Origin of the sequence: Streptomyces sp. NBC_01267, assembly GCF_036241575.1 — a bacterium.
Taxonomy (GTDB): Bacteria; Actinomycetota; Actinomycetes; order Streptomycetales; family Streptomycetaceae; genus Streptomyces.
Genome location: NZ_CP108455.1, coordinates 5,738,722 through 5,761,710, shown reverse-complemented (window position 1 = coordinate 5,761,710; position 22,989 = coordinate 5,738,722). Strand labels below are relative to the sequence as shown.

Genomic DNA, 22,989 nt, shown 5'->3' with positions numbered 1-22,989 from the left:
TTGCACTCGATCGGTGTCGCTGTGCTCATATCGGTCCCTGCTTTTGGCTGGGCTCGCTCTGTATGACCGTTTTATCTGAGGCGTACGCCACTCGGTGCGGCTGGTTCCAGCTGTTTGGAGCCATGCCGCCCGACGTGCTGGAATTCGACGAACTCCCGAGTAGTACGGCTCTGAACGAAAACGGCACACCGTAGGTGCCGACGCCGAGAGGTTGTTGGTCGAGTGAGGCGAAGCAGGAACAGCTCCGCGGCGGAACAGACGCGGGGGAACTTCACCCCGCCGTCGCGGTCGGCTGCGTCTTCCGCCGGAAGGACCGGGGCTGCCACCCCCTCGGGGGACGGTGACCTCGGCAGCAGCGGGAGCAGACTGTCGCCTCGCAACTGGCGTGTGCCCACCAAGCTCAACGCGATCCTCCTCATCCCGGTCGTCGTCGGCCTGGTCATGGGCGGATTCCAGGTCAAGGACTCGATCACCACCTGGAACCAGGCGCAGGACGCCGAGCAGGTCGCTCTCGTCGTACGGGCCGCCTCCGCGTACAGCGAGGCGCTGCTGGCCGAGCGCGACATCAGCGCCGAGCCGCTGCTGTCCAACCACCGCGACGGCAACGCGCTCGTCGCCGAGGCGTACCGGCGCACCGACGACGCCGCGAAGTCCTTCGACACCGCGGTGAAGAACCTGCCCCGGAAGAAGGGCCTCCAGCGCCGTCTGCAGCTCTTCCGGGTCGAGGAACCCACCCTCCCCACGCTGCGCAAGACCGCCTACATCCAGGCGATGGACCCGGTGAGGACCGAAGAGGGCTACGTCAAGGTCCAGCACTCGCTGATGGAGTTCTCCAACGAACTCGGCCTCGGCACCGGCAACATCACCAGCTACGGGCGTACGGTCTACGCGATCCAGCTGGCCCAGGCCGCAGAATCGCTTCAGCGGGCCATCGGCACCCATCTGCTGGTGCGGCCCAGCAAGGATCCCGCGACCTTCCAGGCACAGGTCGTCGCCTTCAACTCGTACAACTACCTGGAGCAGATCGCCCTCCAGGAGTACCTCTCCGGCGGCACCCAGGCCGACGCCGACAACCTGAAGTCGGAGATGGCGGCGCAGGCCGCCTCGGGCAGGACCCGAATCGACCAGGACAGGCAGGCGGCCAAGGACGCGAAGAAGTCCTATGTGACGCCGCCGTCCAAGGGCGGTTCGGTGTTCGACGGCATCGCGGCGGAGATCGGCAAGGGCCAGAGCCCCGCCGCGCTGCGGGCCAAGGGCATCACGGCCGAATCCTGGAGCACGGCGGCCGGGGTGAAGTTCAACGGCTACAGCGCCCTGGAGAAACACCTGGTCGACAACGCGGTCGGGGACGCGGCGAAGATCTCGCGCGACGCGAAGAAGGACGCCGTCACCAACGGCGCCGTCGTCCTGGTCGCCCTCCTCGCGGCCTTCGTGCTGGCCGGGATGATGGCCCGCCAGATGAGCCACGCGATGCGACGGCTGCGCACGGCCGCCTTCGGGATAGCCGAGCAGCGGCTGCCGACGCTGGTCGACCAGCTCTCGCGTACCGATCCGGGCCGGGTGGACACCCGCGTACAGCCCATCCCGATCAACACCCAGGACGAGATCGGCGAGGTCGCCCGCGCCTTCGACCAGGTCCACCGTGAGGCGGTCCGGCTCGCGTCCGAGCAGGCCATGCTCCGGGGCAACGTCAACGCGATCTTCACCAACCTCTCGCGCCGCAACCAGTCGCTCATCGAGGGCCAGCTGACGCTGATCACCGCGCTGGAGAACCGCGAGGCCGAGCCGGAGCAGTTGGAGAGCCTCTTCAAGCTGGACCACCTGGCGACCCGGATGCGCCGCAACGGTGAGAACCTGCTGGTCCTCGCGGGTGAGGAGCCCGGCCGCCGGTGGAACCAGCCGGTGCCGCTCGTCGATGTGCTGCGGGCCGCGTCGTCGGAGGTCGAGTCGTACGAGCGCATCGAGCTGACCGGCGTCACCGAGACCGAGATCCACGGCCAGGCCGTCACCGACCTCGTGCATCTGCTCGCCGAGCTGCTGGAGAACGCGACCACGTTCTCCTCGCCGCAGACCAAGGTGCGGGTCACCGCGACCCGGCTGCCGGACGGCCGGGTGATGATCGAGATCCATGACAAGGGCATCGGCCTCACCGCCGAGGACTTCGCGGACATCAACCACAAGCTGGCCAACCCGCCGACGGTGGACGCGGCGATCTCGCAGCGCATGGGGCTCTTCGTGGTGGGCCGCCTCGCCGACCGGCACGGGGTACGGGTCCAGCTGCGCCCCTCGGGCGAGCAGGCGGGCACCACTTCGCTGGTCATGCTCCCCGACGCCATCACCCACGGGGGCGGCGGCGAGCCGCTGCCCGCGGACGACTTCGACGTCTCCTCGATCATTCCCGAGCAGCAGTCCCGGGAACAGCTGTCCTTCGAGACCGCTCCGTCGCCGACGGCGGCCGAACTCGGCTTCGACGACACCCGGTACGGCGACGGCGAGCCCCTTCAGCCGCTGCCCGTCGCACCGCCGCGCGGGCGGCCCGCGCTGGACGGACCGTCCTCCGGCGGCGGACGGCCGCTCTTCCGCGACGAGGCGCCTGCTCAGGCCGGTTACGGGCAGGACGAGTTCGGCCGGCAGCAGTACCAGCAGCCGCAGCACGAGGACTACGCGCAGTACGTACAGCAGCCGGCGCAGCCGCAGCAGGAGTCGTACGGACAGAACGGCTACCCGGGCTCCGACGGCTACCCCGGAACTGACTATGCGGAACCGGTTCCGACGGACTCCGGACACCTCGCCCCGGCGGCTCAGCAGGCTTCGTACGACAGCCCGTTCGACCCCCAGGCACATCAGGACGACTGGGCTGGTCAGGCCACGTACCAGGACGGTTTTCGGACGGCTTACCAGCCGGAAGCGGAATCTGCTCCGGTCGCTCCCGCGAGCGCTTCCGAGCGCGTAGGCTTCCCCCGTCCGGGACCGTCTCCGAGCACCTCCCACGAACTGACCGACGCAGGGCTTCCCCGCCGCGGAGGTCAGCCGCAGCCGCCGAAGCCGGACCCCGAACAGCAGAGTGGGGACGGGGAACGCAGCGGACCCGAGGACTGGCAGTCGTCGAACGACGAGCGCTGGCAGCGGGCGGAGAAGCTGCGCGAGCCGAAGGCAGGCGGGGTCACCCCCTCCGGCCTCCCCGTGCGGGTGCCCAAGGCCAACTTGGTCGAGGGCAAGGCTGAACAGACCCCGCAGGGCGGCCCCCAGGTCTCCCGCGCGCCCGAAGACGTCCGGGGCAGGTTGAGCAACCTGCGCCGTGGCGTCCTGCGGGGACGCAATGAAGGTAGTGACACGAACGGTCAGGCCACCGGGATTCACCACAGTGGTCCTGACAGCACCTACAACCAGGAGCGTTAGTGTGAGCCCGATGAGCCAGGCGGCGCAGAACCTGAACTGGTTGATCACCAACTTCGTGGACAACACCCCCGGGGTGTCCCACACCGTGGTGGTCTCCGCCGACGGACTCCTTCTGGCGATGTCCGAAGGCTTTCCGCGTGACCGCGCCGACCAGTTGGCGGCAGTCGCTTCCGGGTTGACCTCGCTCACCGCGGGGGCGTCCCGGATCTTCGAGGGCGGTCATGTCAACCAGACCGTCGTGGAGATGGAGCGCGGCTTCCTCTTCATCATGTCCGTCTCCGACGGTTCCTCGCTGGCCGTACTCGCCCATCCCGAGGCCGACATCGGTCTGGTGGGGTACGAGATGGCCCTGCTGGTGGACCGTGCGGGCAACGTGCTCACCCCGGACCTCCGTGCGGAATTGCAGGGCAGCCTTCTCAACTAGCAAACAGACAGTGCGTTTCTGGCCACCGCGCCTTATGGTGCGGTGGCGCGGCTCCACAGGAACAGCGACCGGCAGTCGGAGGAGGAAACGTGTCAACACCACCAGGCGATCACCCCTACTACGGCGGGCAGCAGTCTCCGGGCGAGTTCGACCGGAACCGTTTCGATTTTCCCTCCACGCCCGGCAGACACGGTCGCCCCTCCGGTGAGCCGCAGCCGCCTTCTCCGTACGACCAGCCGCCCCGTATCCAGCCGGTGCAGCCGCACTGGGCCCCTGAGCCGGATCCGGCTCCCGCGGCCCACAATCCTTTGGTACGCCCGTACGCCATGACCGGCGGCCGGACCCGGCCGCGCTACCAGCTCGCCATCGAGGCACTGGTCAGCACCACGGCAGAACCTTCGCAGTTGCACGGGCAGTTGCCCGAGCACCAGCGGATCTGCCGACTCTGCGTCGAGATCAAGTCCGTTGCCGAGATCTCGGCGCTGCTCACGATTCCCCTCGGCGTCGCCCGCATCCTCGTCGCCGATCTGGCCGAGGCCGGGCTCGTCGCGATTCATCAGCCCGGCGGCGACGATGCCGTCGGCGGCCAGCCAGATGTGACACTGCTCGAAAGGGTGCTCAGTGGACTTCGCAAGCTCTAGCGGCGGTGCAGCCCGCTCCACTACCTCCGCGAAGATCGTGGTGGCAGGGGGCTTCGGCGTGGGCAAAACCACGTTCGTAGGCGCCGTCTCGGAGATCAACCCGCTGCGTACCGAGGCCGTCATGACGTCTGCTTCGGCAGGCATCGACGACCTCACGCACACCGGGGACAAGACCACCACGACGGTGGCCATGGACTTCGGACGCATCACCTTGGACCAGGATCTGATCCTGTACCTGTTCGGCACCCCCGGGCAGGACCGTTTCTGGTTCATGTGGGACGACCTGGTGCGCGGCGCGATCGGCGCCGTGGTCATGGTCGACACCCGCCGCCTCGCCGACTGCTTCCCGGCGGTGGACTACTTCGAGAACTCGGGGCTGCCGTTCGTCATCGCCCTCAACGGCTTCGACGGACACCAGCCGTACACCCCCGACGAGGTCCGCGAGGCGCTCCAGATCGGGCCGGACACCCCGATCCTCACCACCGACGCGCGACACCGCGCGGACGCGAAGAGCGCGCTGATCACGCTGGTGGAGCACGCGCTGATGGCCCGCCTGCGGTAGGTCCGCGGCCAGTACGCGACGAAGGCCCGCGCCCTTTCGGGGGTGCGGGCCTTCTGCTGCCTGCGGGGCTCCCGCCCCACCGCCCCGGCTCCTCGATCGCCGGAGGGGCTCCAAGGGTGTCCTCGGTCGCCGGACGGGCTTGGTTCGTCCCGGCGGACCGGGGACACAAGAAACAGGCCCCCGCCGCTCCCCGGAGGGAGCAGCGAGGGCCCGGAAGCCAGGGGCTCAGCCCTGCCAGGAGTGCGGCGCGCGGAATCCCGGCGTGCGCTCCAGGCGGCGCCAGCCGGCCGTGGAGCGGCTCACGTGGGCCGGGGCCGCGGGCTGCGTACCGGCGCGGGCCAGCAGGATCGCGGTGATCGCGGCCAGCTCCTCCGGCTCCGCGTGCCCCTTCTCGACCCGGAGCAGCGATGCGGCGGCGGTGGGAGTACTCAAGGTGTGTCTCCTCTGCTGAGGCGTGCGGGTTACTGAGGCGGGTTGCCGTGCTTGCGCGAGGGCAGATCGGCGTGCTTGGTCCGCAGCATCGCGAGCGAGGCGATGAGCACTTCACGGGTCTCGGCCGGGTCGATGACGTCGTCGACCAGCCCGCGCTCCGCGGCGTAGTAGGGGTGCATCAGCTCGGCCTTGTACTCCTTGACCATGCGGGCACGCATGGCGTCGGGGTCCTCGGCCTCGGCGATCTGCTTGCGGAAGATGACGTTGGCCGCGCCCTCGGCGCCCATCACCGCGATCTCGTTGGTGGGCCAGGCGTAGGTGAGGTCGGCGCCGATGGACTGGGAGTCCATGACGATGTACGCACCCCCGTAGGCCTTGCGCAGGATCAGCGAGATCCGCGGCACGGTCGCGTTGCAGTACGCGTAGAGCAGCTTCGCCCCGTGCCGGATGATGCCACCGTGCTCCTGGTCCACACCCGGCAGGAAGCCGGGCACGTCGAGCAGCGTGATGATCGGGATATTGAAAGCGTCACACATCTGCACGAAGCGCGCGGCCTTCTCGGACGCCTCGATGTCCAGCACACCCGCCAGGGACTGCGGCTGGTTGGCGACGATGCCGACGACCTGTCCGTCCATCCGGGCGAGGGCGCAGATGATGTTGCGGGCCCAGCGCTCGTGGATCTCCAGGTAGTCGCCGTCGTCGACGAGCTCCTCGATGACCTTGTGCATGTCGTACGGGCGGTTGCCGTCCGCGGGCACCAGGTCGAGCAGAACCTCGGAACGCCGGTCGGCCGGGTCCTCGCTGGGGTGCGACGGCGGGTTCTCACGGTTGTTCGAGGGGAGCATCGAGATGAGGTAGCGGACCTCGGCGATGCAGGTCTCCTCGTCGTCGTACGCGAAGTGCGCGACGCCGGAGGTCTCGGCGTGCACGTCGGCGCCGCCGAGCCCGTTCTGGGTGATCTCCTCACCGGTCACCGCGCGGACCACGTCCGGTCCGGTGATGAACATCTGGGAGGTCTCACGGACCATGAAGACGAAGTCGGTCAGGGCGGGCGAGTACGCCGCGCCGCCCGCGCACGGGCCGAGCATCACCGAGATCTGCGGGATGACCCCGGACGCCTTGGTGTTGCGCTGGAAGATGCCGCCGTACCCGGCGAGCGCCGAGACACCCTCCTGGATACGGGCGCCCGCACCGTCGTTCAGCGACACCAGCGGCGCACCCGCCGAGATCGCCATGTCCATGATCTTGTGGATCTTCGTGGCGTGCGCCTCGCCCAGCGCGCCGCCGAAGATCCGGAAGTCGTGCGCATAGACGAAGACCGTCCGGCCGTCGACCGTGCCCCACCCGGTGATGACACCGTCGGTGTACGGCTTCTTCGCCTCAAGGCCGAACCCGGTCGCCCGGTGCCGCCGCAGCTGCTCGACCTCCCTGAACGAGCCCGGGTCCACCAGCAGCTCGATGCGCTCGCGCGCCGTCAGCTTGCCCTTCGCGTGCTGGGCCTCGGTCGCGCGCTCACTCGGTCCGCGCCGCGCCTGCTCACGCAGCGCCAGCAGCTCGGCCACCCGGCCACGCGCGTCGGTGGGCTCACCCACGGTCTCGTCCAAAACGGTCATGTACTGACCCTACGAAGCCTGCCAAGAAAATACGCAGTGCACTTCGTACAGTCTCCGGACCAGTTTCCTGGTTGCCCTGGACAGAAGTCCCCGGCCGATCGGCCGAAGTACCAGTCCAGGGCCACCCTGGATTGTGCAGGTCCTACAAGTGGGGTCCTGCGGGGGTCTCCCGCCGGGCCCGGCCCGCCGGGTCGGCCCGGATCAGCCGAGCGTCACCTGACAGGTGTGCGTCGCCCCCACCGTGCCGGGGGTGATCCGCAGCCGCAGCGAGCGCCCGGTGGACAGTACCTGCACCGAGGGGTCGGCCGCGGTCACCCGGCGTACCGGCTGCTTCCAGGTGATTTCCACCGGCTGTCCGGTGCGCGGCGGCTCACTGATGTGCAGGGTCGCGGTGCGCTGCTTGCGCCGCACCAGGACGCTCGCCGGGGCGGAGGCGGTCAGCGGGCCCACCGTACCCGCCTGCCAGAAGTTCGCGGCGGTCAGTCCGAGCGAGCGTACCGCGACGGCCTGCCGCGCGGCCGTATTGGCGAGTACCTCCAGCCAGCCGTGGTCGTCCGCGCGGGCCGCGAGCGTACGGCGGGAGGCGCCGGGCATCAGCAGGTAGGCGTAGGACGCGTCCGACGGGTCCTTGCCGTGGTCCAGCCAGAGGGTCTGGAAGGTCCTGGTCTGCTGTTCGGTGGAGCTGGTGGTGTTGATGTCGTTCCACGACCCGGTGCGGGCCTCGCGCAGGGTGTGCAGCGCGTCCGTGCCGCCGGGGAAGACCCAGCCGCCGTGGCCCGCGAGGTGCGCCCACTTCGGGCGGCGGCGCTCGTCGAGGGTGAACGCGCCCTTGCCGCCCGCGCCGAGGTTCCGGTTGTCGACGACCGTCTCGACCGGGACGCCGTCGGTGGCGGTGATCCCCGCCCCGAGGCAGATCACGGTGTCGGCGACGCAGAACCAGGACTTCCGGGCTTCGAGGGTCGAGTTCAGCCCCTTCACATGCTGGCCGACGGCGGCGAACTCCCCGTCGCTCGCACCGCCCACCCACTGGACGGCGGGCTTCGCCGCGCCCCACTCGCCGCCCGCATTGTCGGCAAGTCGCTTGGTGGACACGGTCGTTCCGGGCATCCGGTACGGGTCGACGGTCGGCCAGAACCAGTCCGTGTACTGGTCGTTGGCCTGCTCCCCCGGCCACCAGTAGAGCATTCCGGCGCCGGTGTGCCAGCCGTGCGGGTTCTCGCCGTTGCCGCACTCGTAGTACGAGATGCGCTCGGAGCTCATCGAGAGGTTCGCGGCCCAGCCGGGGCGGCGGTGGACGGCCCGGTCCATGGACGCGAACAGCGCGTGCGCGACCGGTTCCGGGGCCGCCTTCACCGGGGCATCGGCGACCGCCTGGAGCCGGGAGAGGTCCGCGACGCCGAACTGGGGGGCGGTGAGCGGCGGCGTGACGGTGTTCCGCCGGATCCAGCCCTTGATCATTCCCTGCCAGCGCAGCCGCTCCTCGTCCGGCGCTCCGCCCGCGATGACGGCCATGGCGGCGATCAGCCCGTTGCCGTGGAAGTGGTCGCTGCGCATCACGTGCGCGTCGTCACCCTTGAGGTAACCCCGGCTCACCGCGCGGCCGTTGACGCTGTCCATCGCCAGACCGTTGTAGATGACCGGCGCGTAGGCGTGCTCGACGCTGTCCAGGATGATCTGCCGGTTGGGGTCGGTGACGTCCCAGGTGGAGCCGGCGAGCAGGGTGAAGAGCCTGCCGAGCCCGTCGAGCATGACCTGTCCGTACGTACCCGAGTAGGCGATCGTGGTGTGCTGGATGAACGAGCCGTCGGCGTGCAGGCCGTCGCCCTCGGTGACGTACGGGAACACCGGCGAGAGGGCGTCCCTGGCGAGCGCGATCTTCTCGGCGGAACGGCCGTTGACCCCGCGCATGGCGACCGAACGGCAGAGGTCGACCCGGTTGGCGCCGGTCGACGTGCCGGAGTAGTCGGCGAGGACGGCGTCCGGAATGAAATGGTCGACGGCGGCGCACGCCGCCTGGATCTGCGCCTCGGTGAGGTGGTCGTACAGCGCGGCGACCAGGTCCATGAGCAGGCGCGGGCTGCCGATCTGCCACTCCCACCAGTTGCCGTAGGGGGTGGTTCCCGCGTGGTAGACCTTCGCCGAGACGTGGTCGATGCCGCTGATCACATCGGCGAGCAGGCCCGCGTCGCCGGTGAGTCCGGTGCCGTCCTGGAGGTAGGCCTGCGTCATCGTCCAGAGCCGCGAGTAGCTCTGGGTGATCCCGGCCGGCGGGTCGAACGGGCAGTCCGCCCAGAGGGACGTCGCGGCGGGGGCCATCGAGGCGCGGAAGCCGGCGGCCATGGTGCCCGTCTGCTTGAGCCGGGTGGCGTAGGGCTCGGTGGTCGCGTCGTAGCCGGTGCCGAGCGCGAGGTCCAGCCAGCGTCCGCGCAACGTGGCGAACTCGTCGCCGCCCGCGGCAGCGGCCGGCGCCGTGGTCCCGGTCGCGGTGGTGCCCGGTGCGGCGGCGGCGTACGGCACGGCGGTGAGGGTCAGCGCACTCGCGCCCGCGGTGGCGAGGAAGGTACGGCGGGACCAAGGGGGCAACAGGGGCACGGCGAACTCCCGGGCGAAGAGGGGGTGTCGAGAACTACTCCTGGCGGTTCTAGCAGGGCTTTCGGGGCCGGAGCAATGGTCTGGACAACACAAACAGAAAGCGCTTGCCCCCGGATCCTCACGAACCGGGAGCAAGCGCTTTCTCACCGACTGCGCGAAACGGTCGGCCCGACTGCGCGAAGAGGGTCAGCCTCCGCAGTGGAAGCGGGCGTCACCCCAGTCCGCGTGATCGTTGCCGGGGCCGTCGCCACCGTCGCCGGTCACCAGATCGACGTACTTGGCGCCGGTCACGTCGGCCGTCAGCGACCAGGCGTCGTCGGCGCCCTTGAGGACCGGCGACTTCACCTTCTCCGTGCCGTCGGCGGACACGATGAACTGGACGCTGCCACGGGTCCCCTGCGAGGCGTCCTGGCCCACCTGGGCGGTGAAGGAGGTGCACTGACCGCCGAGGTAGTAGCGGATCGTGCCGGGCGACGCGGTGCCGAGACCCTTGGCGAAGACCACACCGTTGACGGTCAGCGGCTTGCCGTCACCGGCGGCCTGCTCGCCGTTCTCCTGGTCCTTCTCGGCGGGTCCCCAGCCGTTCTCCATGGACGTCCAGTCGAGATCGCTCGCGTAGGTGTCCTTGACCGGCGGCGGCGGGAGCGTGGTGACCGAGGTGGCCGCCGTGAGCTTCCTGGTGGCGCCGCCGACCGTGTAGGTGCCCGTCGCGCTCAGCTCGTACGGCTGGTGCGCGGCGTCCACCGGCGGGGTGACCTGCCAGACGCCCGTGACCTCGGCGCCCGGTGCGACCGAGTCGAAGGTGACGGGGCCCGCGGGCTCCGCCTGCCAGCCCTCGGGGAGCTTCAGGCTCACCGAGACGCCGGTCGCCGCGGTCGTCTCGTCGTTGGCGAAGGTCACCGAGACCTTGTTCTTGGCGCCCGGCTCCAGGGTCTGCGCGGCCGGGTCCACGGAGAGCGTGCCGCAGGCCGCCTGCTCGCTCGCCGGGCCGAGGTCGGTGACGGTGAAGTTGTCCAGGACGAAGTCGGCTCCCGCGGCGGCTCCGTCGAGCTTGCGCAGCCCGGTGAAGGTGTCGCCGCAGCCCGCCGTGACGTTCTCGCTGAAGTGACCGGTGGTGCGCTGCTCGCCGATCGGGGTGGACCGGGTCTCCACCGATTTCGCCCCGGAGCCCGACGTGCGGTCGTAGCCGTCGACCCAGGCGTAGGAGCCCGCGTCGCTCGACTGGTAGTCGAACTTCACCTGGTACGCGTGGCCGTCGGTCATCGGTACGGTCCACGGCGCCGTCCGGTAGACGACGCCGGTGTTCTCCTCGTGGGACTTCAGCGACTGGCCGCCCCCGATCACGTCGTCGACGGCCTTGCCGTTCCAGCCCGCCTGCGTGTACGGCGCGTGCTTCTGCGCGATGTGCGTACGGGGGTCCGTGGAGCCGCCCGCGTCGCCCTTGAGGAAGGGGCCCCAGCCCTGGTCGACGTTCTCGAAGTCCTCGTACGCGACCGTGCCCGCCTTGACGGTGGGCGCGTTGGCCACCACCCGGACGTCATCGAGCCTGACCGTGGCCGGTGAGCCCTTCGCCGCCTCGATGCGGAAGGTCGTGGCGCCGTTCTTCGGGGCGGTGAAGTTCACCGCGGCCCGCTGGAAGTAGGTGCCGTGCCAGTCGGAGGCGTCGACCAGGTTCTTCGCGGTGGAGCGTTCGACGGCCACCGACGCGCCGCCCGCCGAGAGTGTCGTACGTCGCGACTTGCCCGGCTGGACCTCGATCCAGGCGGAGGCGGAGTAACGGGCGCCCGGCTTGAGGCCCTTGAGCTGCTGGGAGACGGCGGCGGTGCCGGTGCCGGACAGGGCGGCGCTGTTGCGTCCCTGACTGTCCGTGTCCCGTACCGCGGTGCCGGTCTTCTGCCAGTCACTCAGCCGCGCGTCGTTGAAACCGGGGTCCTTGACCAGGGTGTCCTGACCCCACTTCGGGTCGGCCTGGCTGGGGGCGTGGTCCGGGTAGAGGACGTACGGCTGACCCGCGTCCGCCGTCAAGGTGATCTTCCCGTGCACCGGCTTGACCGTGCCGACCTTGGTCCGGCCGTTGTCGGTGAGCTTGTACACGGTGTACTTCCCGGCGCCCGACACGTCCCAACTGGTCGTGCCGCCGGTCTGGTTGTAGTGGTACAGCTTCTTGCCGCCGTCCCACGGAATCAGGTAGTCGGTCCCGTCGATGACCTGCCGCCCGTGGTCGTACACGGCCCGCTTGCCGTCCTTGACGGTGCCGGTCACCCCGCCCGTGAAGGTGATGTCGTTGCCGTCCCAGCGGGTGATCTTCTGGTGCTGGAGGTACTTGGCGGGGAGGTCACGCTGCCAGACGTTGTCGTAGAACTTCGTCCAGTCGGTCTCGCCGGTCCAGCCCTCGAACTCCTGGATGGCGGTCTGACCGAGCACCGGGTCGTTGTTCCAGACGTCCTTCTCGTCGTTCCGGATGAACCGGATGATCTTCGAGTTGAGGCCCTTGTTGGTGGGGCCGCCGTAGTCCAGGTCATTGGCCCAGTGCGACCAGAGCGAACTCCGCTCGAACTTGTCGCCCCACTCGGAGGCCATGTTCCAGCCCTGGTTGCCCACCGCCTCGGCCGTCTTGTCGGCGATCCAGCCGTGCGTGTAGTAGACGTCCAGGTAGAGCAGGGAGAGGTTGGGGTCGGTCTCGTTCCTCAGCTGCTGGAGCCGGTCGACCAGGTTGCCGCTGTTGATGTCGTGGCGCTGGTCGATGTAGTAGCTCTGGTCCAGCCAGTTCCAGCCCTGCGCGGTCTTGTCCACGAGGCTGTCGTCGAAGTGGTTGGCGACCGGGTACGCCTCGGTGGCGTTGATGTGCGCGCCGAAGGTCGCGCCCCACTTCTTGCCGTCCTTGAGCAGCTTGTTGAGGTCGGTGAGGCCACCGGCCCGGGTGTTGTAGTTGCCGCCGTAGTCCGGGTGCGCCGAGTCGTGACCCTCCGACTGGTACCCCTTCAGCAGCGCGAGCTGGCCCAGGCCGTCCGTCGCGAGGGAGATGCGCTTGACGTCGTCGAGCGTGCGCAGGAAGGGGTGGGTGGCCTGGCTGGCGAAGTTGAACGGGATGTGGGTGATCACCCGGTCCGGTGTCTGGTTCCCGCCCTTCGGTTCGATGCCGATGGAGCGGAACGCGACGGCGCCGTCCTGCCAGTCGACCTTCTTGTCACCGTTGGCGTCCGGGGTGACGACGACCTTCGCCCAGGGCAGGTCGTTCCCGCTCTCCGGCTTGGCGGCACCGTCCCCGCGGTAGGTCCACTGGCCGGACCAGACGCCGACGCGGACACTGCCGTCGGTCTCCTTCTGCGCACGGTGCCAGAAGCGGGCGGCGTCACCGTTGGTGGCGCCGCTCGGCTTGTCGTACGAGGAGTTGGACTCGACGGCGGCGGCCAGCTGCCCGGTGTTGACGATGGCGTACGAGGCCCCGACGGGTGCGGCGTCGGCCGCGGTGCTGTCGGTGACCTTGCCGAACACGTCGGCGGTGCGGGTGGAGTCGGTGTCGAGCCGGGTGAACGCGGTGGCGGCGCCGGGCTCGTCCGACCCCACGGAGACCAGGTCGTGGCCGGGGATGTCGATGGTCCCGACCCGGAAGGCCGCGGTGTCGCGGACGGCCGTCACCTTGAAGGTGGTGGCCCGCCCGGAGACCGAGAGGGTGGCATCGATCTCGACGCCGGGCAGCGCGTCGAAGGTGAGGGTGTACGCGGCGGACGCGGCCTTGACGGCCGGAGCGCCCTTCACCTGCACGGGGTAGGCCTTGCCGTTCAGGGTGACGGAGGTGACCGGCTGCGTACTGCCGAGCAACTGCGCTCCGGTCCCCCGGTCCGTGTACGAGACGACGCGGGGAAAGTCCTTGGCAACGGTGACCGAGAGCTGGGCCGAGCCGATGACGGCGTCCGCGCCGCCGCCCGCCGCGGGGGCGGCGGCGGAGACGGACGACACGGGCCCGGCCAGGGCGAATACGGCTGAGGAGGCGGCGACGAGCGCGCACACCGATCTGAATCTTCGGGACATGATCCTGAGGTATCCGCGCCACGGCCGTCCGGTCAATGTCCAACGGCCTTACGGGCAGCGGCAGTCCAACAACCACTGCCCGAAAGTCCAAGCCGGTCGGAACGACCTGGTGCGGTCAGCAGCCGCCGCAGTTGTAGAACGTGACGTCCCAGTGGCTGCCCTCGTCCGCGTACACATTGCCGGCGCCGGACTGCCACTGCGGGTAGCCGTCGCCGCGCAGACCGATGTACGCGAACGTGTTCTTGACGTAGTTCGTCAGGCAGGTGGTCTTGCCGATGTCGAGCTTGTAGCCGTTCCAGTGCGAGTAGGTACCGCTGGCGTGCCCGGTCTCGGTGCCACCGGTGATGTTCGTCGCGCAGCCGTCGGCGCGCTTCAGCGTCTGGGCACCCTGCGCGGTGGCCAAGTTGAGCTGGTCGAAGGAGGTGCAGGTGGAGTTGTTGCGGTCGGAGCAGCCACCTGAGGAGGACCAGGTGATGCCGGAGGAGCTGAACATCGAGGTGGCGGTGGCATGGCTGATCTTGGTGGCGGCGAAGGCGTCGGTGGCACCGCCGAGTATGCCGATGCCGGGGGCGAAGAGGACGCCGAGGACCAGCGCGAGCGCGCCGAGGACCGAGCGGAGCTTCATGGGGGATTCCCTCCTGCTGTGAACCGTGCTGCTGGTGGACCGTGCGGTCTGTGGGACAGCTGTGCAGGTGGCGCGGGAGAGATACTGCCGCAGTTCTACGCGCGTCCGCCAGAGGGCGGACGGCACTCGTCCGCTACGTCCTCACCGAACAGGGCAGGAGCACGCAACAAGGCGCCCCGGAAGGCGAGTTGAGCCTTCCGGGGCGCCAGGCGGGCGGGTGTCAGTCGACCGGCTGCAGGTGCCACTCGGCGGGCGAACCGGGCTCGGCGACCACGCGGTCACCGCGCGGGGTCAGGTTGAGGTCGGTATGTGCGCTGGTGATGACGAAGCCCTCGTGGGCCCGGCGGATCTGCCACAGGTCGCGCCCTTCGCCACAGCGGGCCACATCGGTGAACGGCGGGAAGATCGGCACCGGGGCGAGACGCAGACAGCGGTCCTCGCCACGGACCTCGGCGATCTGGAACTCATCGCCACCGCGGCGGATGACCCGCCACGCCGCCGCGGGCGAGCACTCCCCGAGCGCACCCTCCCGCCCGTGCTCGACGGTCAGACACCGGCCGCTCCGTGCGTCACGAATGAGGAAGGCACCGCCCTCGGCGTGGGCGGGGGTGGCGAAGGCCAGGGCCGCGGCGGCGGAAGCGGCGACGGACAGCACAGCACGGAAACGCATCACAAGCACTCCACTTGAAGTGAGCGACAGGCGGTCGGACCGACGGTCCGGCCGGGAACGCTCTCGCGCTCCGGGTGGTGACTCCCCCGCCCCGACCCGCCCCAAGAGTCCGTTCACCCGTTCAGCGGGGGGCGTGTCAGGAGCGCACCGGACGAGCCCGTGCGTCCGCACGCCCGGACAAGATGTTGAACTTTGAACAAGATGGGTCTACAGTGAATCTCGTTGAAGGTTAAACAACCTTGTCAGCGATCCCGTCAGACACCACCCGAGGAGGAGCCATGGCTCTGTTCAACCGCAAGAACGACACCGTCCGGGCCGCCACCACCACCCTCGCGGTGGACCCGGCCCTGGCCGCCCTGTCCGGCACCTACACGATCGACCCGGCGCACAGCAGCATCGGCTTCACCGTGCGTCATGCGATGGTCACCAACGTGCGCGGCTCCTTCGCCGAGCACGAGGGCACGCTGCAGCTGGACGGTTCGGACCCGGCGAAGTCCAGCGCCTCGATCGACATCAAGATCGAGAGCATCGACACCGGCATCGCCGACCGCGACGGCCACCTGCGCAGCGGCGACTTCTTCGACGCCGAGCAGTTCCCGCACATGACGTTCCGCTCGACGCGCGCCGAGCAGCTCGGCGGCGACACGTACCGCGTGGTCGGCGACCTGACCATCAAGGACGTCACCAAGCCGCTCTCCATCGACCTGGAGTTCAACGGCTCGGCCACCGACGTCTACGGCAACCAGCGGGTCGGCTTCGAGGGCAGCGCCGAGATCCTGCGCTCCGACTGGGGCCTGACCTGGAACGCGGCGCTGGAGACCGGTGGCGTCATGGTCAGCGACAAGGCCAAGCTGAACTTCGACATCTCGGCGATCAAGGCTGCCTGAGACCGGTACCGCTCTTCCGCCGATGGGCCGCCACGCGTTCGCGGGTGGCACATCGGCGTGAGCAGTACCGGCGGGCAGGTCCGCTCCCCTCCACCACGAAGACGTTGCCGCAGCTCGGCGAAGCGCAGACCCCGCCCGGTGGGCGCTGGCGGTCCCAGATGCGGACAGCCAGCGCCAGGCAGGACGAGGCGAGGAACCACTCGCCCCAGGGGGCGTCGTCGTCGCGGTCCAGGTGGGGGTGCCAGGGCGTACTGCCGTGGTGCGAGGTGAGCCGGAGCCTGCCGGTGCTGCGGCACAGGAGGCGGTTGACGGCAGCTGCCGCACCGTCCGTGTCGGCGGCCTCGAAGACCTCCCGCAGCGCCCGTGCGGCGCGCCGCAGGTCCGTCATATCCCCCTCAGACAGAGCCAGTTCACCGGACTCACCATGTGCGCGCAGCACCTCGGCGACCTGATCAGGGGTCGCCTTCTCGTCGTTCAGGACATTGATGAGCGCTGCGGTCCGCTCAGTGGTGGCGTTCGGGGTGAGCACCGGGCCAATGTAACGCAACTAGCGCACTTTTGAGTTACCTGCGTAACGTGATGGTGATGGAAAAGCGTTACATGCTGCGGTGGTACCTCGCCGGCGCGACAGCGGCCCGTACCGGTGACGAGATGTCCGGTCCCGCCCTGCTGCTGGCGGGCTTCGCCGCCACCGGATCACCCTCCTCGGCGTCCGCGCTCCTCGCCGGTCTCACGATCTCGGCGGCTGTCGGCGGCCCCCTCGTCGGCGTACTTCTCGACCGTTCCGAACGGCCGGGCCGGGTACTGGCCGGGGCGCTCGCCCTGTACGCGGCTGCCCTGGCCGTCATCCTCGAAAGCCTGGGCCGCGTCCCGGTCGCCGTCACCGTCCTGATCGCCGCGTGCGCGGGGCTGCTGGGCCCCGCGCTGTCCGGTGGCTGGACCTCCCAACTCCCCTACGCGGCAAGCCGCAAGTCGCTTCCTCTCGCCCATGCACTCGACGCGATGACCTTCAGTTTCGCGAGCCTGGTGGGCCCCGCGCTCGCCGGACTTCTCGCCGGGTCGGCCGGGGCGCCGACCGGGGTGGCCCTTTCCGCCGCGCTGATCTGTTTCGCGCTGCCCGCGGCCTGGGCGCTGCCCGCACGCCGCGTCACCTCGACGGCCGCCCCTGTCCTCACCGACCTCGCCTCCGGGTTCCGCTCCCTCACGCACACCCGGCCGCTGGCCCGCGCGACCGCCACCTCGACGCTCTCCTGCGTGGGCGCGGGCATGCTGACCGCCTGCACCCCGCTTCTCGGAGAGCGGGTACTCGGCGACGCGGGACGGGGCGCGCTGCTGCTGTCCGGCATCGCGGTCTGTGCCCTCGCAGCCAACACCGTGCTCGCCCGCCACCCCGGCCTCATGCGCCCGGACAGCGTCATCCGGTACAGCACCCTCGTCCTCGCCGCCGCGCTGCTGCTCGCCTCAACCGGCGTTCCTGTACTCCTCATTGCCGCCGTCGTACTGACCGGCGCGGGCGAAGGCCCCCAGCTCGCCGCGCTCTTCGCGGTACGGCACCGGGAAGCGTCCGACCGGTTGCGGGCCCAGATCTTCACCACGGGCGCCAGCCTGAAGCTCACCGGGTTCGCGGTGGGTGCGGCCCTCGCCGGACCGCTCGCCACCTGGTCACTGCCCGGCGCGCTCCTGACGGCCGCCGGATTCCAGCTCCTCGCCACGCTGGCCTTCACGGTGCTCACCCCGGCGGATGCCGACCGGTAGGGGCGCGGACACCCTGCCCCGGGCTCGCGGGTCCGGGTGTCCGCCCACCCCCGCGCCGTCCGCGTCCGCGATTCCAAGCCCACCGACGGCCCGGTCCTGACCGTCGCGCCCGATGCCTGGGCCGCCTTCCTCGCCGAGCGCCGACCGCGCCACCGCACGTACAGCTGAAGGGCGTTACTCCCGCCGGAGCACCGCCCTTCAGTCGCGTCGTCGCCGGATTCCGCTCGTTACTCCAGCGGTTCGACGCCCGCCCGCAGCAGGCCGTACGTGTACGCGTCCTCCAGCGACTGCCAGGACGCCGCGATCACGTTCTCCGCGACGCCCACCGTCGACCAGTCGCCTTCGCCGTCGCTCGTGGTGATCAGTACCCGGGTCGTGGAGTCCGTGCCCTGCCTGCCCTCCAGGATGCGGACCTTGTAGTCGGTCAGCTGCAACTTCGCGAGCTGCGGGTAGATCCGCTCCAGGGCCACCCGGAGCGCCCGGTCCAGTGCGTTGACCGGGCCGTTGCCCTCCGCGGTGGCCACGATGCGCTCGCTCTTCGCCCAGAGCTTCACCGTCGCCTCGTTGGCGTGCGTACCGTCGGGGCGGGTCTCCACGATCGCGCGCCAGGACTCGACGCGGAAGTAGCGGCGGGCGCGCCCCTCGGCCTCCTCGCGGAGCAGCAGTTCGAAGGAGGCGTCGGCGGCTTCGTAGGTGTAGCCCTGGAGTTCACGCTCCTTGACCCGGTCGACGACGCGGCCGACCAGCTCGCGGTCGCCGCTCAGGTCGATGCCGAGCTCCTTGCCCTTCAGCTCGATCGACGCGCGGCCCGCCATGTCGGAGACCAGCATCCGCATGGTGTTGCCGACCTGCTCGGGGGCGATGTGCTGGTACAGGTCGGGGTCGACCTTGATCGCGGAGGCGTGCAGCCCGGCCTTGTGCGCGAAGGCGGAGACGCCCACGTACGGCTGGTGGGTGGAGGGGGTGAGGTTGACGACCTCGGCGATGGCGTGCGAGATACGGGTCATCTCGGCCAGCGCGCCCTCGGGGACGACGGTCTTGCCGTACTTGAGTTCCAGCGCGGCGACGACCGGGAAGAGGTTGGCGTTGCCGACGCGCTCGCCGTAGCCGTTCGCCGTGCACTGCACGTGGGTCGCGCCCGCGTCCACCGCGGCCAGGGTGTTGGCGACGGCGCAGCCGGTGTCGTCCTGGGCGTGGATGCCCAGGCGCGCGCCGGTGTCGGCGAGGACCGTGGCCACGACGGCCTGGATCTGGGCGGGCAGCATCCCGCCGTTGGTGTCGCAGAGGATGACCACGTCGGCGCCGGCCTCGGCAGCGGCCCGTACGACGGACTTCGCGTACTCCGGGTTGACCTTGTAACCGTCGAAGAAGTGCTCGCAGTCGAGGAAGACCCGGCGGCCCTGGGCACGGAGGTAGGTGACGGAGTCCCGCACCATGGCCAGGTTCTCTTCGAGGGTGGTGCGCAGGGCCAGTTCCACATGCCGGTCGTGGGACTTGGCGACGAGGGTGATCACCGGGGCGCCCGAGTCGAGGAGCGCCTTGAGCTGCGGGTCGTTCTCGGCGGGGGTGTTCGGCCTGCGGGTGGCGCCGAAGGCGACCAGCTCCGCGTGCTTGAAGTCGATCTCGGTCCGGGCGCGGGCGAAGAACTCCGTGTCGCGGGGGTTGGCGCCGGGCCAGCCGCCCTCGATGAAGCCCACACCGAAGTCATCGAGGTGCCGGGCGATCGTCAGCTTGTCCGAGACAGTGAGGTTGATGCCTTCGCGCTGGGCCCCGTCGCGCAGCGTGGTGTCGAAGACATGGAAACTGTCGTCCGTGGCCTTGGCCTCTGTGGTCATGCTGATCTGACTCCTGTCGGGTGGGTGGATCCCGGAATGTCTGGCTCCACTTGCCCCCATCTTCGCGTGCTCCCCGTTCCCGGCCGAGGTGGGGCCTGGAAACGAAAAAACCCCTCGCGGGTGCGAAGGGTTAGCGCGCGGGTCTGGGGCTCGATGGCCGCGCCGTACGTGGTGGTACGGCTGCGGTCACTGCGGACCGGCGCGCCTGCTGCCGATAATCATGGCGAACGAAGACACGGTCGCAGTGTGCCACATGGGCTGCGCCCGGCCGAGGGGGTCTCACGATGCGGGCGGGATGGTCGGCGGCAGGTCGGTGAACCGGGGGCGAGCCCCTGGACCCCCTGTGTCCTCAATCGCCGGACGGGCTTGATTTTCGGTCGCCGGACGGGCTCGGCTTTCCGTCCCCGGACGGGCCGGATTTCCGTGCAGGTCGATGTCCCGCGTCTCCCGCATCGTGAGATAGACCACCAGGGACACCGCCGCGCACCCGGCCACGTACCAGTAGAACCCCGACTCGATGCCCGCCTTCTTGAACCACAGCGCCACGTACTCCGCGGTCCCGCCGAACAGCGCGTTGGCCACCGCGTAGGGCAGCGCCACCCCCAGCGCCCGGATGCCCGTCGGGAAGAGTTCCGCCTTCACGCAGGCGTTGATCGAGGTGTACCCGGTGACGATGACCAGCGCGAGCAGCGCCAGGCCGAAGGCGGGCCAGAACGTTCCCGCGTGCTTGAGCATCGTCATGATCGGCACGGTCAGGAACGTCGACCCGACCGCGAACGTGATCAGCAGCGGGCGGCGGCCGATCCGGTCGGCGAGGAGGCCCGCCAGTGGCTGGAGACACATGAAGACGAACAGCGCGCAGAAACTGACCAGCGAGGCGGTCGACCTGGCCATGCCCGCGCTGGAGGAGAGGAACTTGGTGAGGTACGTGGTGTACGTGTAGTACGCCACCGTGCCGCCCATCGTCAGCGCCATCACCAGCGCCGCCTCACGCCGGTGCTCCCACAGCGCCTTGAGCGTGCCGCGGCTCTCGTCCGCCGCCGCGCCGGACTCCTCGTACACCTCGGTCTCCAGCATGGAGCGCCGCAGGTAGAAGACGATGCCCGCGCCGACGGCCCCGACGATGAACGGGATGCGCCAGCCCCAGCTGTGCAGCGCGTCCCCGGACATGGTGCGCTGGAGCACGATCTGGAGCCCCAGGCCCACCAGTTGGCCCGCGGTCATGGACACGTACTGGAAGCTGGAGGCGAACCCGCGCCTGTCGGCGGTGGACGCCTCGGTGAGGTAGGTGGCGCTGGCCGCGTACTCACCGCCGACCGACAGCCCCTGGAGCAGCCGGGCGACCAGCAGGACGGCGACGCCGCCGTACCCGGCGACCTCGTACGTGGGCGCCACCGCGATCAGGATCGCGGAGGCCGACATCAGGGTGACGGTGAGGGTCAGGGCGGCCTTGCGGCCTCTGCGGTCACCGATCCGGCCGAGCAGCCAGCCGCCGACCGGCCGCATGAAGAACCCCACGGCGAAGATCCCCATGGTGTTCATGAGGTTCGCGGTCTCGTTCCCCTCGGGGAAGAACGCGTCGGCGAAGTACACCGCGAAGGTGGCGTACACGAACCAGTCGAACCACTCGACCATGTTGCCGGCCGAGCCGACCCAGATCTTCTTCCACTGCTCTCGTCCCATGGGAGTTCACGGTGACGGAGCCGCCGGAAGGGCCACAAGAGGGCGGTACGCAACGATCACGCGTACTTGCGTGCGTTGCGTTCGCGACAGCGCGGCCTCAGCCGAGTGCCTCGTCGAGGAACTCCCCCACGTGGGCCAGGACCTGGGCCCGGTCCGAACCGGGCAGCGCCATCGCGACATGGGTGCTGAATCCGTCGAGCAGCGCCCTTATCCGGGTGGCGAACCGCTCGGTGTCCACGGCCTTCAGCTCACCGCGCGAGGCGCCCTCGACCAGCAGGGCGACCAGGTCGCGGTGCCAGGACAGCTCGATGTCGAGGAGCCGCGCGCGGGTGTCGTCGTCCACACCGTGCGCGCGGTTCCACAGTTCGAGCCAGAGCGACCAGTGCGGGTCACGGGGCCCCGCCGGGATGTACAGGTCGACGAAGGCGTCGAGCCGTTCGCGGACCGGAACCTGCCGGGCCAGTGCCGACCGGCGGTCCATGCCGAGCTGCTCCTCGCTCCATTCGAGGGTCTGGAGGAGCAGTTCGTCCTTGGTGCGGAAGTAGTAGAGGAGGTGCCCGCTGCTCATCCCGACCTCGCGGCCGAGCCCCGCCATGGTGAGTTTCTCCAGACCGCGGTCGGCGATGCTCGCCATGGCGGCGGCCAGGACGCTCTCACGGGGCGGGGCGTTCTTGCGCGCGCGGGCCGCCGGTTCGTTCATGGGGCTCAGAATATGGGCTCGGGGTATGCGTTCGGGGTACGGGTTCGTGCCGTGAGCGCGGTCAGCCGACGGCGGGCTGCTGCTGGGTGATGCAGTGGATGCCGCCGCCGCCCGCGAAGATCGTCCTGGCGTCGGCCTGCACCACGGTCCGGTCCGGGAACAGCGCGCGGAAGATCCCGGCAGCGGCCTCGTCCCTGGGGTCGTCGAACGAGCAGAGCACCACCCCGCCGTTGCAGAGGTAGTGGTTGATGTACGAGTAGTCGACCCACTCGCCGTCGGCCTCCAGGACCGTCGGCGCCTGTACCTCCACCACTTCCAGCGGGCGCCCCTTGGCGTCCGTCTCCGAGCGGAGCCGGGCCACGATGTCCCGGCAGAGCGCGTGGTCGGGGTGGGCGGGGTCGGGCTGGGTGTGCGCGACGACCACGCCGGGCCGGACGAACGCGGCGACGATGTCGACATGGCCCCGGGTGCCGAACTCCCCGTAGTCGCCGCTCAGTCCACGCGGCAGCCAGATCGCCTTCGTGGTGCCGAGCCGGGCATGGATCTCCGCCTCGACCTGCTCGCGCGTCCAGCCGGGGTTGCGTTCCGGGCCGAGCTGGACGGTCTCGGTGAGCAGGACCGTGCCCTCCCCGTCGACGTGGATCGCGCCGCCCTCGTTGACCAGCGCCGAGGTGTGCGTCTGCGCCCCGGCCAGCCCGGAGACCTCGGCGGCGATCTTCGCGTCGTGCTCCCAGCGGGCCCAGCTCTGCGCACCCCAGCCGTTGAACGTCCAGTCGACGGCAGCCAGCTGCCGCCCGTCGGTGACGAAGGTCGGGCCGATGTCCCGCATCCAGGCGTCGTCCAGCTCGCGCTCGGCCAGCGCGATGTCCGGGCCGAGCAGCGCGCGGGCCCCCTCCGACTGGCCGGGGCCGACGACCATCGTCACCGGTTCGAAGCGGCGCACCGCACGGGCCACGTCGGCCCAGGCCCGGCGCGCCTGCGCCAGGTCCACCGCACCGTCGAAGGTGGGGTTGGGTCCGGGCCAGGCCATCCAGGTGCGCTCGTGCGGGGCCCATTCGGGGGGCATACGGAACATGACGGTCCTCGGTTTCGTACGGGAGAGCTGGACTCGTGCGGGGGGGGCGTGTCCTTGCGGGGAC

18 protein-coding genes are annotated in these 22,989 nt (G+C 69.9%); 7 read left to right on the top strand and 11 right to left on the bottom strand.

All coding sequences use genetic code 11. The features are described 5' to 3' along the window. Positions 1-222: 222 nt before the first annotated feature. The 4 genes from OG709_RS26350 to OG709_RS26335 all read left to right on the top strand — a co-directional run bounded on the left by OG709_RS26350 (position 223) and on the right by OG709_RS26335 (position 5,026). Positions 223-3,399, top strand: coding sequence for a nitrate- and nitrite sensing domain-containing protein (locus tag OG709_RS26350; RefSeq protein ID WP_329167779.1), 3,177 nt, complete (start codon positions 223-225; stop codon positions 3,397-3,399). A gap of 10 nt (positions 3,400-3,409) precedes the next feature. Next, positions 3,410-3,823, top strand: a complete 414-nt coding sequence (locus OG709_RS26345; RefSeq protein WP_250297615.1) for a roadblock/LC7 domain-containing protein — start codon at positions 3,410-3,412, stop codon at positions 3,821-3,823. An 89-nt stretch (positions 3,824-3,912) separates the two neighbouring features. After that, positions 3,913-4,464, top strand: a complete 552-nt coding sequence (locus tag OG709_RS26340) for a DUF742 domain-containing protein (protein ID WP_250297602.1) — start codon at positions 3,913-3,915, stop codon at positions 4,462-4,464. Then, positions 4,445-5,026 (top strand): GTP-binding protein, encoded by a 582-nt coding sequence (locus OG709_RS26335; protein ID WP_250297603.1) that lies wholly within the window; start codon positions 4,445-4,447, stop codon positions 5,024-5,026. The genes OG709_RS26340 and OG709_RS26335 overlap by 20 nt, the downstream gene beginning before the upstream one ends. A gap of 225 nt (positions 5,027-5,251) precedes the next feature. On the opposite strand, the gene OG709_RS26330 is transcribed toward OG709_RS26335, so the two are convergent. The 6 genes from OG709_RS26330 to OG709_RS26305 form a co-directional block, all read right to left on the bottom strand. After that, positions 5,252-5,458 carry an acyl-CoA carboxylase subunit epsilon gene (locus tag OG709_RS26330; RefSeq protein ID WP_250297604.1) on the bottom strand — a complete coding sequence of 69 codons (207 nt, stop codon included), beginning with the start codon at positions 5,456-5,458 and terminating at the stop codon, positions 5,252-5,254. A 29-nt stretch (positions 5,459-5,487) separates the two neighbouring features. Next, complete coding sequence (locus OG709_RS26325; protein ID WP_266640577.1) at positions 5,488-7,071, bottom strand: acyl-CoA carboxylase subunit beta; 1,584 nt, start codon at positions 7,069-7,071, stop codon at positions 5,488-5,490. A 201-nt stretch (positions 7,072-7,272) separates the two neighbouring features. Beyond that, a complete protein-coding gene (locus OG709_RS26320; RefSeq protein ID WP_266640578.1) occupies positions 7,273-9,663 on the bottom strand; it encodes a polysaccharide lyase 8 family protein in 2,391 nt (796 codons plus the stop codon). Between the two features lie 186 nt (positions 9,664-9,849). Further along, positions 9,850-13,695 carry an endo-alpha-N-acetylgalactosaminidase family protein gene (locus tag OG709_RS26315; protein WP_326693928.1) on the bottom strand — a complete coding sequence of 1,282 codons (3,846 nt, stop codon included), beginning with the start codon at positions 13,693-13,695 and terminating at the stop codon, positions 9,850-9,852. Between the two features lie 115 nt (positions 13,696-13,810). Beyond that, entirely contained in the window at positions 13,811-14,320 is a 510-nt protein-coding gene (locus OG709_RS26310; protein WP_250297618.1) for a hypothetical protein, read from the bottom strand. A 220-nt stretch (positions 14,321-14,540) separates the two neighbouring features. Then, a complete protein-coding gene (locus OG709_RS26305; RefSeq protein WP_266640582.1) occupies positions 14,541-14,990 on the bottom strand; it encodes an RICIN domain-containing protein in 450 nt (149 codons plus the stop codon). Positions 14,991-15,268: 278 nt separating this feature from the next. Between OG709_RS26305 and OG709_RS26300 the strand changes: the two genes are divergently transcribed. After that, positions 15,269-15,877 carry a YceI family protein gene (locus OG709_RS26300; RefSeq protein ID WP_250297620.1) on the top strand — a complete coding sequence of 203 codons (609 nt, stop codon included), beginning with the start codon at positions 15,269-15,271 and terminating at the stop codon, positions 15,875-15,877. On the opposite strand, the gene OG709_RS26295 is transcribed toward OG709_RS26300, so the two are convergent. Then, positions 15,864-16,406: a CGNR zinc finger domain-containing protein gene (locus tag OG709_RS26295; protein ID WP_266640584.1), complete on the bottom strand. Its 543-nt coding sequence runs from the start codon at positions 16,404-16,406 to the stop codon at positions 15,864-15,866. The genes OG709_RS26300 and OG709_RS26295 overlap by 14 nt on opposite strands. Positions 16,407-16,462: 56 nt before the next feature. Between OG709_RS26295 and OG709_RS26290 the strand changes: the two genes are divergently transcribed. After that, a complete protein-coding gene (locus OG709_RS26290) occupies positions 16,463-17,632 on the top strand; it encodes an MFS transporter (RefSeq protein ID WP_329167773.1) in 1,170 nt (389 codons plus the stop codon). Positions 17,633-17,668: 36 nt separating this feature from the next. After that, positions 17,669-17,800, top strand: a complete 132-nt coding sequence (locus tag OG709_RS26285) for a DUF397 domain-containing protein (RefSeq protein ID WP_443068551.1) — start codon at positions 17,669-17,671, stop codon at positions 17,798-17,800. A gap of 59 nt (positions 17,801-17,859) precedes the next feature. Here OG709_RS26285 and cimA read toward each other — a convergent pair whose 3' ends face one another. From cimA to OG709_RS26265, 4 genes are all read right to left on the bottom strand, one after another. Continuing rightward, positions 17,860-19,467 carry a citramalate synthase gene (cimA, locus tag OG709_RS26280; protein ID WP_250297624.1) on the bottom strand — a complete coding sequence of 536 codons (1,608 nt, stop codon included), beginning with the start codon at positions 19,465-19,467 and terminating at the stop codon, positions 17,860-17,862. 279 nt (positions 19,468-19,746) lie between these two features. Further along, positions 19,747-21,150 carry an MFS transporter gene (locus OG709_RS26275; protein WP_250297625.1) on the bottom strand — a complete coding sequence of 468 codons (1,404 nt, stop codon included), beginning with the start codon at positions 21,148-21,150 and terminating at the stop codon, positions 19,747-19,749. A 97-nt stretch (positions 21,151-21,247) separates the two neighbouring features. Beyond that, positions 21,248-21,850: a TetR/AcrR family transcriptional regulator gene (locus tag OG709_RS26270; RefSeq protein WP_250297626.1), complete on the bottom strand. Its 603-nt coding sequence runs from the start codon at positions 21,848-21,850 to the stop codon at positions 21,248-21,250. A 61-nt stretch (positions 21,851-21,911) separates the two neighbouring features. Beyond that, entirely contained in the window at positions 21,912-22,925 is a 1,014-nt protein-coding gene (locus OG709_RS26265; protein ID WP_326693931.1) for an agmatine deiminase family protein, read from the bottom strand. Between the last annotated feature and the right edge of the window lie 64 nt (positions 22,926-22,989).

Coding starts and splice junctions, on each gene's coding strand:
- OG709_RS26290 (WP_329167773.1), top strand. CDS start 16,463: ATGGAAAAGCGTTACATGCTGCGGTGGTACCTCGCCGGCGCGACAGCG.
- OG709_RS26300 (WP_250297620.1), top strand. CDS start 15,269: ATGGCTCTGTTCAACCGCAAGAACGACACCGTCCGGGCCGCCACCACC.
- OG709_RS26325 (WP_266640577.1), bottom strand. CDS start 7,071: ATGACCGTTTTGGACGAGACCGTGGGTGAGCCCACCGACGCGCGTGGC.
- OG709_RS26345 (WP_250297615.1), top strand. CDS start 3,410: ATGAGCCAGGCGGCGCAGAACCTGAACTGGTTGATCACCAACTTCGTG.
- OG709_RS26310 (WP_250297618.1), bottom strand. CDS start 14,320: ATGAAGCTCCGCTCGGTCCTCGGCGCGCTCGCGCTGGTCCTCGGCGTC.
- cimA (WP_250297624.1), bottom strand. CDS start 19,467: ATGACCACAGAGGCCAAGGCCACGGACGACAGTTTCCATGTCTTCGAC.
- OG709_RS26275 (WP_250297625.1), bottom strand. CDS start 21,150: ATGGGACGAGAGCAGTGGAAGAAGATCTGGGTCGGCTCGGCCGGCAAC.
- OG709_RS26270 (WP_250297626.1), bottom strand. CDS start 21,850: ATGAACGAACCGGCGGCCCGCGCGCGCAAGAACGCCCCGCCCCGTGAG.
- OG709_RS26265 (WP_326693931.1), bottom strand. CDS start 22,925: ATGTTCCGTATGCCCCCCGAATGGGCCCCGCACGAGCGCACCTGGATG.
- OG709_RS26315 (WP_326693928.1), bottom strand. CDS start 13,695: ATGTCCCGAAGATTCAGATCGGTGTGCGCGCTCGTCGCCGCCTCCTCA.
- OG709_RS26305 (WP_266640582.1), bottom strand. CDS start 14,990: ATGCGTTTCCGTGCTGTGCTGTCCGTCGCCGCTTCCGCCGCCGCGGCC.